This window comes from Lysobacter sp. GQ73, assembly GCF_059758755.1.
Window position 1 is genome coordinate 134,610 of sequence record NZ_JCAXEE010000007.1, and the last position, 13,805, is coordinate 148,414.

At 69.1% G+C, this 13,805-nt stretch carries 8 protein-coding genes; 4 read left to right on the top strand and 4 right to left on the bottom strand.

The features are described from left to right. Nucleotides 1–46 precede the first annotated feature (46 nt). From AC6CH2_RS18580 to xseA, 4 genes are all read right to left on the bottom strand, one after another. Entirely contained in the window at nucleotides 47–1,552 is a 1,506-nt protein-coding gene (locus tag AC6CH2_RS18580) for an aldehyde dehydrogenase family protein (protein WP_498270479.1), read from the bottom strand. Between the two features lie 37 nt (nucleotides 1,553–1,589). Further along, a complete protein-coding gene (locus tag AC6CH2_RS18585) occupies nucleotides 1,590–3,236 on the bottom strand; it encodes an acetolactate synthase large subunit (protein ID WP_498270480.1) in 1,647 nt (548 codons plus the stop codon). Nucleotides 3,237–3,682: 446 nt separating this feature from the next. Then, entirely contained in the window at nucleotides 3,683–3,856 is a 174-nt protein-coding gene (locus AC6CH2_RS18590) for a hypothetical protein (protein ID WP_498270481.1), read from the bottom strand. A gap of 296 nt (nucleotides 3,857–4,152) precedes the next feature. Further along, nucleotides 4,153–5,514, bottom strand: coding sequence for an exodeoxyribonuclease VII large subunit (gene xseA, locus AC6CH2_RS18595; RefSeq protein WP_498270482.1), 1,362 nt, complete (start codon nucleotides 5,512–5,514; stop codon nucleotides 4,153–4,155). Between the two features lie 208 nt (nucleotides 5,515–5,722). On the opposite strand from xseA, the gene ispG reads away from it, so the two are divergent. The 4 genes from ispG (at nucleotide 5,723) to AC6CH2_RS18615 (ending at nucleotide 13,353) form a co-directional block, all read left to right on the top strand. Continuing rightward, nucleotides 5,723–6,994 (top strand): flavodoxin-dependent (E)-4-hydroxy-3-methylbut-2-enyl-diphosphate synthase, encoded by a 1,272-nt coding sequence (gene ispG, locus AC6CH2_RS18600; protein ID WP_498270483.1) that lies wholly within the window; start codon nucleotides 5,723–5,725, stop codon nucleotides 6,992–6,994. Then, complete coding sequence (locus tag AC6CH2_RS18605; RefSeq protein WP_498270484.1) at nucleotides 6,969–7,712, top strand: phosphatase PAP2 family protein; 744 nt, start codon at nucleotides 6,969–6,971, stop codon at nucleotides 7,710–7,712. Before ispG ends, AC6CH2_RS18605 begins: the two co-directional genes overlap by 26 nt. 894 nt (nucleotides 7,713–8,606) lie before the next feature. Further along, a complete protein-coding gene (locus AC6CH2_RS18610; RefSeq protein ID WP_498270485.1) occupies nucleotides 8,607–11,897 on the top strand; it encodes a S8 family serine peptidase in 3,291 nt (1,096 codons plus the stop codon). 142 nt (nucleotides 11,898–12,039) lie between these two features. After that, nucleotides 12,040–13,353 carry a YadA-like family protein gene (locus AC6CH2_RS18615; RefSeq protein WP_498270486.1) on the top strand — a complete coding sequence of 438 codons (1,314 nt, stop codon included), beginning with the start codon at nucleotides 12,040–12,042 and terminating at the stop codon, nucleotides 13,351–13,353. Nucleotides 13,354–13,805 lie beyond the last annotated feature (452 nt).

Here is a 13,805-nt window from a genome sequence, read left to right on the forward strand (position 1 = left end):
CCCCGGCCGCTAGGCGGGAGGGGCCTGGGTTTCAGAGAGGTCGGGGTCACATCGCTTCGGTTGGATCGCGGATCACCAACAGCCGCTGCTCGCTCATGTCCTCGATCGCATAGCGCACGCCTTCGCGGCCGAGGCCGGAATCCTTGACGCCGCCATAGGGCATGTTGTCGACGCGGAAGCTCGGCACGTCGCCGACGATGACGCCGCCGACGTCGAGCCGGTCCCAGGCCCTCATCGCATGGTCGAGGCGGCCGGTGAACACCCCGGCCTGCAGGCCGAAGTCGCTGTCGTTGACGGTCGCCAGGACCTTGTCGAAATCGTCGAAGGGTTCGATCAAGGCGACCGGCCCGAACACCTCCTTGCGGTACAGGTCGGAATCGCGCGGCACCTTTTCCAGCAGAGTGGCCGGGAGCATGTTGCCGTCGCGCGCTCCGGCGACGATGCGCTTGGCGCCGCCCTTGACCGCCGCGTCGATCCAGGACTCGATGCGCTTGGCGGCATCGACGTCGACGACCGGGCCGATGAACGTCGCCTCGTCGCGCGGGTCGCCCATGCGCAAGGCGGCGATCGCGGACTTGAGCTTCTTGCGCAGCTTGTCGTAGATGTCGGCATGCGCGTAGATGCGCTGCACGCTGATGCAGCTCTGGCCGCTCTGGTAATACGCGCCGAACACCAGCCGCTCGACCACGTGATCCAGGCTCGCGCCCGGGTCGGCGTCGACGATGCACGCGGCGTTGCCGCCGAGTTCGAGGGTGACCTTCTTCTTGCCAGAACGCGCCTTGAGGTCCCAACCGATCAGGCCCCCGGTGAAGCTCAGCAGCTTGATGCGCTCGTCCTCGACCAGCAGCGATGCGTCCTCGTTCGAACAGCACAGCACCGAGAACGCGCCTTCGGGCAGGTCGGTCTCGGCCAACACCTCGGCGATGATCAGCGCGCCGACCGGAGTCTTGATCGCCGGCTTGAGCACGAAGGGACAGCCGGCGGCGATCGCCGGGGCGACTTTGTGCGCGACCAGGTTGAGGGGGAAGTTGAACGGGGTGATGAAGCTGCACGGCCCGATCGGAACGCGCTTGACCATGCCGCGATAGCCGCGGGTGCGTTGGGAGATCTGCAGCTCGATGAGCTCGCCGCCGCCGCGGGTGGCCTCGCCGGCGGCGATGCGGAAGGTGTCGATCAGGCGGGTGACCTCGCCGCGGGCGTCGCCGATCGGTTTGCCGGCCTCGATGCACAGCGCCAGCGCGAGTTCATCGAAGCGCTCGCCGAAGCGGCGTACGCAGTGCTCGAGCACGTCGCGGCGGCGGTCCGGGGTGAACTCGGCCATCGCTTCGCGCGCCTTGTGCGCGGCGACGATCGCCTTGCGCACCGCCACCGCGTCGGCCATCGCGACCCGGGTCGCGCGCTTGCCGCTGTACTTGTCGAGGACTTCGAGCGCGGTATTGGCTGCGACCGGGCGGTTGGCCAGGTAGTAGGGATAGCTGGGCTTGAGCCCCTTGCCCGGCTTGGCGGGCTTGGCGGCTCCGCCGCGCTCGGACGGTTTAGGCGATCGGGCCATGGCGTGCTCCTGGTTCGTGTCGGGTGGTTGCGCCGGGTCACTGCACGGCGGCGGCGAGGCGAGGAATGTCTTCGTTGAGGATACGGTCGTCGTCGCGGTAATCGATCGGCACTTCGATCAGGTCGATGCCCGGTGTGTCGAGAGCCTGCCGCAACAGCGGACCGAACGCATCGCTGGATTCGGGACGATGGCCGCGCGCGCCGTAACTGCGGGCGTAGGCGACGAAGTCGGGGTTGCCGAGGTCCATGCCGTAGCTCGGATAGCGTTCGTGGGCCTGCTTCCACTTGATCATGCCGTAGGCGTCGTCGCGCAGCACCAGCACGGTGATGTCCAGCCCCAGCCGTACCGCGGTTTCGAGCTCCTGCGAATTCATCATGAAACCGCCGTCGCCGCAGACCGCGACGACCTTGCGGTCCGGGCAGACGATGCGCGCGGCGATCGCCGACGGCAGGCCAGCGCCCATCGTCGCCAAAGCGTTGTCGAGCAATAAGGTGTTGGGCTCGGCGCAGCGGTAATTGCGCGCGAACCACAGCTTGTACAGGCCGTTGTCGAGGCAGACCACGTCGCGCGGCGACAAGGCCGCGCGCAGTTCCGCGACCAGGCGCTGCGGCGCCAGCGGGAAGCGGTCGTCGTCGCTGCGTTCGAGCAGTTGCGCCGACAGCACGCTGCGCACACGGTCGAAGAACGAGAAGTCCCAATGCGCCTGCGGCCGTAGCGCTTCCGACAGGCGCCAGACCGAGTGGGCGATGTCGCCGACCACTTCGATCTGCGGGAAGTACACCGCATCGACCTCGGCGCTGGCGTAGTTGACGTGGATCACCGTGCGCCGGCCTTCGCGCATGAAGAACGGCGGCTTCTCGATGACGTCGTGGCCGATGTTGACGATGCAGTCGGCGGCGTCGATGGCGCGATGGACGAAGTCGTGGTCCGACAGCGCGGCGTTGCCGAGCCACAGCGGGCCGTTCTCGTCGAGCACGCCCTTGCCCATCTGGGTGGTGAAGTAGGGGATGCCGAGCTGTGCGACGAAAGCGTGCAGGGTCTTGGCGGTGGTCTTGCGGTTGGCGCCGGCGCCGATCATCAGGATCGGATGGCGGGCCTGGGAGATGGCCTCGGCGGCGCGTTCGATGGCCTTGTCCTCGGCTACCGGACGGCGCGAGAACGAAGCCGGTATCAGCCGCGCCTGGGTCGGATCGCCGGCGATGTCCTGCGGCAGCTCCAGGTGTACCGCGCCCGGGCGTTCCTCTTCGGCGCGGCGGAAGGCTTCGCGCACCCGCGCCGGGATGCTGTCGGCGGCGACGATCTGGCGGGTGTACTTGGTCAGCGGGCGCATCGTGTCGACTACGTCGACGATCTGGAAATGCCCCTGCTTGCTGGTCTTGATCGGCTTCTGGCCGGTGATCATCAGCATCGGCATGGCGCCGAGCTGGGCGTAGGCAGCGGCCGTGACCAGGTTGGTCGCGCCCGGCCCCAGGGTGGACAGGCAAACCCCGGCCTTGCCGGTGAGCCGGCCGTAGGTCGCGGCCATGAAGCCGGCGGCCTGCTCATGGCGGGTCAGGACCAGCTGAATGGTCGAGGTGCGCAGCGATTCGAGCAGGTCGAGATTTTCCTCGCCGGGGATGCCGAACACGTATTCGACGCCTTCGGCTTCGAGCGCGGCGACGAACAGATCGGACGCCTTGGTCATGCGGAGCTCCGTATCGGGCGGCGGGGCCCGAGCCCTGCGATGGTGGCGCAAATGGCGTTAGCGGCGGGCGACGACGGGGGCGCGTGGGCGGAACAGTGCATCGCGTGGCGGATCGGGGAGCAGCGGCACCGGTGCGCCAGCCTGATTTCACCAATCCCCTGTAGGAGCGGCGTGAGCCGCGACCCAGAGGCGCATAGCCCTCGCACCGCCGTCAGCAGTGACCGACGCCGTGACCTTCGCAAGGGCAGGAGCGGCCCGAGCCGCGACCGCGGCGGTTCGTAGCCGGCGTCGGTTGGAGAGGACATCGTTAGTCGACCGTACTGCCGTTGCCGTTGCCGTTGCCGCGTCGCTGCCATTGCCTTTGCTGTCGCTGTTGCGGTGCGCAGCTTCGCCCTAGCGAAGGCAATCGAATACCCGGAGGGCAGCCCGCAGGGATGCGGGCCGTTTCACATCGGGACAAAGCTGTCCCGTATGAAAAATGCCTGCGCAAGCACCGCTCGTGCTGGCCTGTGATTCAAGACAAAGCATTTTCTTTGGTTGCCTATCTTTTGTTGCTTTAGACAAAGAAAGTAACCCGCCGCTTTAGTGGCGGAAGCTTTGGGTTTGATCTTGATCTGCATCTTTCTGATCGAGACTTCGCAAGACCGCAACAGCGCGGTCGCGGCTTGCGCCGCTCCTACCCTGGCGAAGGCACGCGCTTCTACGAATGTCGACGGCCTCATGGCTTCTGCGCGTTCTGTGGTCGCGACTCACCTCGCTCCTACAGGGGCAGGTTCGCGCAACAAACCGATGCGGTGGCTCCACAGGGTAGGAGCGGCGCGAGCCGCGACCGCCATCCGTCAGGACGCCAAGATCCGCACGCAGGCCGAGAATCGTTGCGCAGGCGCAGGCGCAGGCGCAGGCGCAGGCGCCGTCGCTACCCGCGCTCGCCGTCGCCGCTCGTCGGTGCTTCCACGACCAGGCGCAATTGCCCGTCGCTGACCCGCGCGTTCAGGCGGTCGCCCGGAGCGGCGTCGAGCACGCTGCGGACGACGCGGCCGTCTTCGTGTTGGACGATGGCGTAGCCGCGGGCTACGGTGGCCAGCGGGCTGCAGGCTTCCAGCGAGCGGGCCAGGCCGCGCAGGCGCAGGGCGTCGCTGCGCAGGCGCCGGGCGATCGCGGCCTGCGGCCGATGGGCGAGGGCGTTCAGGCGCTCGCGCAATCGGGCGATGCGCCGCTGCGGCTGATGCGCGCGCAGCACCGCCTCGGCATGGCGCAGGCGCGCGCGCTCGCGTTCGAGTTGGCGGCGCCAGGCCTGTCGCAGGCGGCGCAGCGCATCCTGCTGGCGACCGCGCAGGACCGCCAATCGCGCTTGCGGGCGCAATGCGTTCAGGCGCAGGCCGGCGCGGTCGGCGCGTTGCATCGCCTGGCGCAGGCGCTGCAGCTGCAGGTTGCGCAAACGCGCTTCCAGCACGCGCAGGCGGTGCAGCAGATCCTCGCGTTGCGGCACCAGCAGCTCGGCGGCGACCGAGGGCGTCGGCGCGCGCACGTCGGCGGCGAAGTCGGCGAGGCTGAAATCGGTCTCGTGGCCGATCGCCGAGACGATCGGCACGTCGGAGGCGGCGATCGCGCGCGCCAGGCGTTCGTCGTTGAAGGCCCACAGGTCCTCCAGCGAGCCGCCGCCGCGGGCCAGCACGATCACGTCGTAGCGCTGCGAGGCCAGGGCCCGTTGCAGCATGGAGACGATCTGCGCCGCCGCAGCGTCGCCCTGCACCGGCACCGGCAACACCTCGGCCTCGACCAGCGGGAAGCGCCGCGCCAGCACGCTGAGCACGTCGCGCACCGCGGCGCCGCTCGGCGAGGTAATCACCGCGATGCGGGTGGGGAAACGCGGCAGCTCGCGCTTGCGTTCGCTGTCGAACAGGCCTTCGGCGCCGAGCCGCGCCTTGAGCTCCTCGAAAGCGCGCCGCAGCGCCCCTTCGCCGGCCTCTTCCATGTGATCGAGCACCAACTGGTAGTCGCCGCGCGCCTCGTACAGGGTCAACCGGCCGCGCGCCAACACCCGCAAGCCTTCTCGCGGGACGAATTTCAGCCAACTGCTCTTGGGCTTGAACATCGCGCAGCGGACCTGGGCGCGCGCGTCCTTCAGGGTCATGTACAGATGCCCGGACGAGGGTCGCGACAGATTGCCGAGTTCGCCTTCGACCCAGATCAGCGGAAAGGTGTCCTCGAGCAGGTTGCGCGCCAGCGTATTGAGCTGGCTCGGGGTGAGGACGTGATCGGGGTCGCTGGGGGGCATGAGGCGGGCAGGAGACACGGTTGGCAGGCGAGGGGCGAGGGCGCGGCCCCGCAGGAGCGCCGACCATCGCAAGCGCCGATAGTATCGCGGTGGACGGCCCCGGTCTTGGCGCCGAGGCGCGGCTTGGAGCCGCATGCCGGGCCGTTCATCGTTCCGCGCTTCACCTGCGCGACACGTAAGCCCGGCCCTCGGCGCTACAATGGAGGGCATGAATTCAGACCTCGTCCTGCCCTGCGCTCATCCCGGTTTTGGCCCCCTCCCGCGCCGCCTGACCCGTACGGTCAAGGTCGGCGGCGTCGAAGTCGGCGGCGGCGCCCCGGTGGTGGTGCAGTCGATGACCAACACCGACACCGCCGACGTCGCCTCGACCACCAAGCAGGTCGCCGAGCTGTGGCGCGCGGGCTCGGAAATGGTGCGGGTGACCGTCAACACCGCCGAGGCGGCCGCGGCGGTGCCCCGCATCGTCGACAAGCTGGCGATGATGGGGATCGAAGTGCCGATCATCGGCGACTTCCACTACAACGGCCATCAGCTGATGACCGCCGAGCCGGCCTGCGCCGAGGCCCTGGCCAAGTACCGCATCAATCCCGGCAACGTCGGTTTCGGCAAGAAGAAAGACAGCCAGTTCGCCACCTTGATCGAACTGGCGATCAAGCACGGCAAGCCGGTACGCATCGGCGCCAATTGGGGCTCGCTCGACCAGGCCCTGGCGGCCAAGCTGATGGACGAAAACCACGAGCGCGCCGAACCCTGGGACGCGGGCCGCGTGCTGCGCGAGGCCCTGATCCGCTCGGCGCTGGACTCGGCCGCGCGCGCGGTCGAACTCGGTCTGCCGGCCGAACGCATCGTCCTCAGCGCCAAGGTCAGCGGCGTGCAGGAATTGATCGCGGTGTATCGCGAACTGGCCAACCGCAGCAACCATGCCCTACACCTGGGACTGACCGAGGCCGGCATCGGCAGCAAGGGCATCGTCGCCTCCAGCGCCGCGCTCGGCGTGCTGCTGCAGGAAGGCATCGGCGACACCATCCGCATTTCGCTGACCCCGGAGCCGGGCCAGGCCCGCAGCAACGAAGTCATCGTCGCCCAGGAACTGCTGCAGACCATGGGCCTGCGCGCGTTCACCCCGATGGTGACCGCCTGCCCGGGGTGCGGCCGGACGACCAGTACCTTCTTTCAGGAGCTGGCGCAAAAGGTGCAGGAACACGTGCGCGCCAAGATGCCGGAATGGAAGATCACCCATCCGGGCGCGGAGAACCTCACCCTCGCGGTGATGGGTTGCATCGTCAACGGCCCGGGCGAGTCGCGCCACGCCAACATCGGCATCTCCCTGCCGGGCACCGGCGAGGCGCCGTCGGCGCCGGTGTTCGAGGACGGCCAGAAGACCGTGACCCTGCGCGGCGAGAACATCGCCACGGAGTTCGTCGCCTTGATCGATCATTACGTCGAGCGCAACTATGGCGCCCGCTCCGCAGGCGTCTGACGCCCCCGCCGTCGCCCCCCGCCCGGGCGACGGCACCCTGCAGCAGGAAGCGCGCTTCGGCGCCGCCCTGCTGCGCCGCCATGGCTGGCTGCTGCTGTTGGTCTTCATCGGCCTGCTGACGCCCCTGTGGGGCTTCGCCGAGCTGGCCGACGAGATCCACGAGCGAGAGGCGATCGTTTTCGACGTGCCGGTTCTCGAGTACGCCCACGGCCTGGCGCGCGAGGGCTACGACAAGTTCTTCGTATTGATTTCCCGGATCGGCTACCTCCACGGTGTGGTGCCGTTCGACATCGCCCTGGTCGTCGCGCTGATCGCGCGCCGGCGCTTCCGCGAAGGCAGCTTCGCCGCGCTCGCCCTCGGCGGCTCGGCCCTGCTCAACATCGCCGCCAAGCAGTTCTTCGCCCGCGAGCGGCCGTCGCTGTGGGAGTCGATCGCGCCCGAGCACAACTACAGTTTTCCCAGCGGCCATGCGATGGGCTCGATGACTCTCGCGGCGACCCTGATCCTGCTGAGCTGGAACACCCGCTGGCGCTGGCCGGTGCTGGCGGTCATGGGCGTCTTCGTGCCCCTGGTCGGTTTCTCGCGTCTTTATCTCGGCGTGCATTTTCCCTCCGACATCCTCGCCGGCTGGGCGGTCGCCACCGCCTGGGTGGTCGCGGTTTACCTGATCGTCTACCGCGGCGCGCAGTTGCGGCCGTGGAGGCCCAAGCGCGCCTGAGCCGGACGCCGCGCCATGTCGCCGTGCCGGCCTGAGCGTCCCGCTCCGGCCCGATTCCCGACATCGGCCGACGATTTCGTTCTCGACAGCCCGACCGGCATCGCACGGATCGTCGTCGATGGCTGCACGACCGGCGGCGGCAGACTGGAGAACGCGACCAACCTGGATTGATCGATCTTCCGTCTGGTCCGATTCGCTGGCGACGACGTATTGCGCACGTTTTTCGTCGCCTGCGACGGGATCGGCGTCTGGCGCGCGGCCGCTCGCCACGCGGGATCGACGCGCCGAGCCGCGCATTCGGCCGCATCCCCAGCAGCGGAGCCGTCGATACGCAGGTGCAGCTCGACACCGCCGGCCTGGTTGCGAGCAGTCACGTGGGCTGCGTTTGCATGGCAAGCAACGATGCCTCGCTACCCAAGGCGGCCTTGCGCGTCGCCTTGACCGCCACGCCCTAGCCGCAACGCTATCGGTGCAGCGTTGGGTCGCCAGGCGCTCGACCGTCCCCTCGGCCGGGCCTGTGGAGCCCCCGCGCCGCTCGCATCAGCGTCGCCTGCGGATCGTGGCGATGTACTGGATGGCCCACGCAGGCCGTTGCGCCGGGCGCGGACCCGTACCCGGTCAGAAGCCAGAAAGCAAGGGCTTCGGCGGCCATTGCTTGGCCGGTTTCGCCAACACTGGCAAAGTTGTCCCGCAACCAAATAAAGTGTGACACGGGTGGGGGGATGCCAATCCGCCTGCGTTGTGACTTCAGGGGGAAGGAGCAACGCAGCACCTGGGCCGTGTCCATGCCGGCGCCGCGATAGATCCGCCTTCCCCCTACACGAGTGCGCAATGCCGGCCGTGTTGGTCAGGCGTTGCGCTTAGCGCATGCGTCAGCAAAGAGGGGCTAGGGGAATGCGGAAAGTGATGAAGAGGACTTCCATTGCAGCGGCGATCGCCGCGGTCGCCGCCGTCGCGGGGGCTAGCGCGCTGATGTCCGGCCGCGATGCCGGCCCGAGCGGGCCGATCGGCGGCGCACCACCGCCGTCGCTGCCCAGCGAGGCAGCGCTGGAAGGCTATCAGCGCTACATCGTGGTTTACCGCGAAGCGCCGTTGGGCAGCTACAAGGGCGAACTGCGCGGTCTGCCGGCGCCCAAGCGCCTGCCGAGCACGATCGCCGGCAATGGACGCATCGACGTACAAAGCGCAGCGGCGCGCAGCTACGTACAGCATCTGGGCGATGTCCAGGCCCAGCACGAGCAGCGCATCCGCGGTTTGCTCGGCCGCAGCCCGCGCATCGACTTCCGCATGCGACACGCCCTCAACGGCATGGTCGCCCAGCTCACCCCGCGCGAGGCCGATCGCCTCGCCCAACTGGACGAAGTGCGCTTCGTCGAGCCGTACAAGGAATACGAGCAGGCCACCGACGTCGGCCCTGCGCTGATCGGCGCGCCGGCGCTGTGGAACGCCGCTCCGACCGGGTTCCGTGGCGAGGGCATGGTGGTCGGCATCATCGACTCGGGCATCAACTTCGGCAGCCCGGCCTTCGCCGCGATCGACGACAGCGGCTACCAGCACGTCAACCCGCTCGGTGCCGGCACCTATCTGGGCAGTTGTGCGCCCGGCGGCGTCGACGAAGGGCGCTGCAACGACAAGCTGATCGGCGGCTACGACTTCGTCTGCAACGCGCCGGGCAACCAGTGCGGCGTGGCCGACATCCGCGAAGAGCCCGGCTTCGGCGACACCAACAGCCACGGCAGCCACGTCGCCTCCACCGCGGCCGGCAACGCCTGGACCGCGAGTTACCGCGGCCACAACATCCGTATTTCCGGTGTCGCGCCGCGCGCCAACATCATCGCTTACGACGCCTGCTACACCCAGATCTCCACCGGCCGCGGCTTGTGCCCGAACACCGCCACGGTGCGCTCGATCGACCAGGCCATCGCCGACGGCGTGGTCGACGTCATCAACTACTCCATCGGCGGCGGTTCCAATCCGTGGAGCGAAGCGACCTCGCTGTCGTTCCTCAACGCCACCGATGCCGGCATCTACGTCGCCGCGGCTGCGGGCAACGACGGTCCGGGGTCGTACAGCTCCGGCCATCTGGAGCCCTGGGTCGCCACCACCGCCGCATCGCAGCACGGGCGCGGCACCTTCGCATGGGTGCTGTCGGTGTCCGGCCCGGGCAGCGTGCCCGACGACCTGCAGGCGATCGAACTGACCGAGGGCAGCGGCGGCACGCCGTTCGCCGTTGCCATTCCGGCCAACACGCCGGTGCGGGTCAGCGCCGGCATCGACACCGCCAACGACGGCTGCGCCGCGTTCCCGGCCAATACATTCCAGAACTCGGTCGCGGTGGTACGTCGCGGCACCTGCAACTTCACCGACAAGGTCGCCAACGCCGCGGCTGCGGGTGCGGTGGCGGTGATCATCGCCAACAACCAAGCCACGGGGCTGACTCCGACGGTGACCGGAGCGACCGTTCCGGCCTTCGTCGCCAGCCAGGCCGACAGCAATCTGCTGCGCGATTTCGCCAACGCCAACGCCAACACCAGCGTCGGCGCCATTCCGTACCCGTCGGTGATCGTCAACAACACGCCCGACCAGCTCGCCGATTTCAGCTCGCGCGGCCCGGCCGGCAGCCTGGACGTGATCAAGCCCGAAATCACCGCGCCGGGCGTCGACATCCTGGCCGTCACCGCCGGCACGTCGATCAGCGGCAGCGAGAACTCGGTCGGCCTGATCAGCGGCACCTCGATGGCTTCGCCGCACCATGCCGGCGCCGCGGCGCTGGTGCGTCAGGCGCGTCCGAACTGGACCGTGGCCGAGGTCAAGTCGGCGCTGATGATGACCGCCAAGCAGGAAGTGCTGAAGGAGGACGGCGTCACTCAGGCCGATGCGCACGCGATGGGCGCCGGCCGCCTGCAGCTGGACCAGGCGATCCGTGCCGGCCTGGTGCTCAATGAGACCACCGCCAACTACCGTGCGGCCAATCCGGCCGCCGGCGGCGAGGTCTCGGCGTTGAACCTGGCCAGCATGGCCAAGTTCAGCTGCGCCGGTTCGTGCTCGTTCACCCGCACCTTCCGCAACGTGCTGTCGACCCGGCAGACCTGGACCGGCAAGGTGCAGGGCTTGAGCGCGCTGGTCTCGCCGTCGCTATTCACGCTCAACCCGGGCGAGAGCAAGACGGTCAAGATCACCGTCAGCACCAGCTCGCTGGCGCCCAACGGCAACTTCAACTTCGGCAAGCTGGTGCTCACGCCGTCCGGCGGCGACACCAGCCAGCCGCTGTTGCGCCTGCCGATCGCGGTCGCGGTGCAGCCGCCGCGCCTGGACGCCACGCCGTCGACCGCGCTGACCCTGGCTCAGGGCAGCAGCGGCAACGTGACCTTCCGCCTCGGTAACATCGGCGGTTCCAACCTGGATTGGCAGATCGACAACACCGGCAGCGGTGGACGCACGCTGGTGGCGCAGTTGCCGAACAACGCCAATGGCCGGCGTTCCACTCGTTTCACCGACGCGGCCACGGTCGGCGCGCGCGCGCAGCTGTCGGCGGACGACTTCACCCTCAGCGATGCGACCGGCATCACCCGGATCGTCGCCGACGGTTTCGTCAACGGCGGCTCCCTGGCGACTTCGACCAACATCAACTGGTCGATCTTCCGCGACGTCGGCGGCAACCCCGAAGGCAATCCGGAGTCGACGCCGCAGTTGGCGGTGTGGAGCCACACCTCCGCGGTGAACGGCGCCGGCGTGTCGACCTCGGGCTTCGCCAGCATCAGCCTCAACCTCGCCGCCGCCGGCCAGAACCTCAATCTGCCGGCCGGCCGCTACTGGCTGGTGGTGTCGGTGCGCGCGCCGTTGGCGACCAGCTGGTTCTGGTTCAACGCCACCAGCGGCGACAGCATCTACCGCGGCGCGATCATCAACCCCGACGGCAGCGGTGCCTGGACGGCGACGGCGGGTGCGCCGGGCATGGCCTATCAGCTGCAGGGCGCCAACGCCTGCGGCGCTACCTGGATCGGCGCGCCGTCGCGCGCGTTCGGCCGTCTCGCGGTCGGCGCCAACGTCGACACGCAAGTGCAGATCAGCGCCGCCGGCCTCACGCCGGGCAACTACTCCGGCTATGTCTGCGTGGCCAGCAACGATCCGCTGCGTCCCAAGGCGGCGCTGCGGGTGGCCCTGACGGTCACGCCCTCGCCGTAACGCTCCGGGTGCCGGGCCCGCTACGGGTCCGGCACTTCGAAACCCGGCGCGACCGCCTGCGCGGTCCGCGTCGATGGCTCTTTCCGCCGTCGCGCCGATGCACGGATCCGCGGCGGCGCACGACATCCTACTGGGGGACAGTTTGAACATTTCGCACAAGACTCTTCTCGCCGCCGCTCTGTCGCTGGCCTGCACAACCGTCTGGGCCGGCGAGCCCTGCGTGCTCGACGACGGCTTCGGCGGCACCACCACCGGGGGCGCCACCGCCAACGGCGGCAGCGCCATCGCATGCGGTCAGGGCGCCAGCGCCGACGGCGACTTCGCCGTGGCTACCGGTGCCGGCGCCACCGCCAGTGCGATCGGCGCGGTGGCGATCGGCGCGGGCACTACCGCCGCGGGCGACCAGAGCACCGCAGTGGGCACCGGCGCGACCGCATCGGCCGCCAACAGCAGCGCGATCGGCGACAGCGCCACCGCGGCCGGCGAGTTTTCCACCGCGAGCGGTTCGGCCAGCACGGCCGGCGGACGTTTCTCGACCGCCAACGGTGCCGGCAGTTCGGCCAGCGTCGACAACGCCACCGCGTTGGGCGCCAACAGCTCGGCGTCGGCCGTCGGCTCGGTCGCGCTCGGCAGCGACTCCATCGCCGACCGCGCCAATACCGTCTCCTTCGGCGCGGCCGGCAGCGAGCGCCAGTTGGTCAACGTCGCCGCCGCCACCCAGGACACCGATGCGGTCAACCTGTCGCAGCTCAACACCCTCAGTGGCGCGTTCGGTGGCGGCGCCAGCTTCGCCGGCGGCGTTTTCACCCCGCCGACCTACGTGATTCAAGGCGGCAACTACAACGACGTCGGCGCGGCGTTCTCCGCGGTCGACGGCCGGCTGACCGATCTTTACACGCGGGTCGGCGCCGGCGTGGCTTCGTCGGTAACCTACGACGATGCCTCGAAGGCCCAGGTCACCCTGCAGGGCGGCGGCGGTACGCGCGTTTCCAACGTCGCCGCCGGCACCGCGCCGACCGATGCGGCCAACGTCGCCCAGGTGCAGGCCGGCGACGCGCAGACGCTCGCGAGTGCGAACGTGCGCGCCGACGCCGGCGATGCGCAGACCCTGCGCAGCGCCAACACCTACACCGATGCGCGCATGAACCAGATGCTGGCGGCGCCGACCGCGGCGATCAACGAGCTGCGCGACGACATGAACTGGCGTTTCAACAAGCAGGACGAACGCATCGACAAGATCGGCGCGATGACCTCGGCGATGGTGCAGATGTCGGCCAGCGCGGCCGGCCTGCGCACCCAGAACCGCGTTGCCGTCGGCGCCGGTTTCCAGGGCGGCGAGCAGGCCTTGTCGATCGGTTACCAGCGCGCGATCAGCGACCGCGCGACGGTCACCGTCGGCGGCGCGTTCAGCGACTCGGAAAGCTCGGCGGGCGTGGGCGTCGGCTTCGGCTGGTAAGCCGGGCCAGCGGCGACGGCTGCGGCGAAGCCGCACGCGTCGCCGCGACGCTGGCTGCGACGCGCGACAAGCGCCGCGATCTGCGGCGATGCAACAAAACGACGGCGCCCCGCGGGGCGCCGTCTTCGCTTGCGGTGTCATCGCGACAGCCGACAGGTTCGCTAGGCTCCAGCGTGCGCACGGCCTCGCGTCCGGCGCCGAGACGAGAGTCCGTCGGGCTCTGGGGTTTCAGCACTGCAACATGCCGAAACGGCATCTGTGGACGCATCGAAACTGTGGTACTCATCACGCCGCGACGTTCGGGGCTCCCGCAGTCTGCCGGCTTGGGAGGGGAGGCTGCGCCTCGTTGCGTTTGCGGTAGTTCCAGCGCTTGGAAGGGCGCTGGGGGCTGCGGGCACGGTGCAGGGGCCGCCGTTCGTCGTCGACGATCTTTACCTTCCTGAATTCGAGCC

Excerpts from the sequence above, each read along its gene's own strand:
- AC6CH2_RS18580 (WP_498270479.1), bottom strand. The coding sequence starts at position 1,552 with ATGGCCCGATCGCCTAAACCGTCCGAGCGCGGCGGAGCCGCCAAGCCC.
- xseA (WP_498270482.1), bottom strand. The coding sequence starts at position 5,514 with ATGCCCCCCAGCGACCCCGATCACGTCCTCACCCCGAGCCAGCTCAAT.
- AC6CH2_RS18590 (WP_498270481.1), bottom strand. The coding sequence starts at position 3,856 with ATGCAGATCAAGATCAAACCCAAAGCTTCCGCCACTAAAGCGGCGGGT.
- ispG (WP_498270483.1), top strand. The coding sequence starts at position 5,723 with ATGAATTCAGACCTCGTCCTGCCCTGCGCTCATCCCGGTTTTGGCCCC.
- AC6CH2_RS18585 (WP_498270480.1), bottom strand. The coding sequence starts at position 3,236 with ATGACCAAGGCGTCCGATCTGTTCGTCGCCGCGCTCGAAGCCGAAGGC.
- AC6CH2_RS18610 (WP_498270485.1), top strand. The coding sequence starts at position 8,607 with ATGCGGAAAGTGATGAAGAGGACTTCCATTGCAGCGGCGATCGCCGCG.
- AC6CH2_RS18605 (WP_498270484.1), top strand. The coding sequence starts at position 6,969 with ATGGCGCCCGCTCCGCAGGCGTCTGACGCCCCCGCCGTCGCCCCCCGC.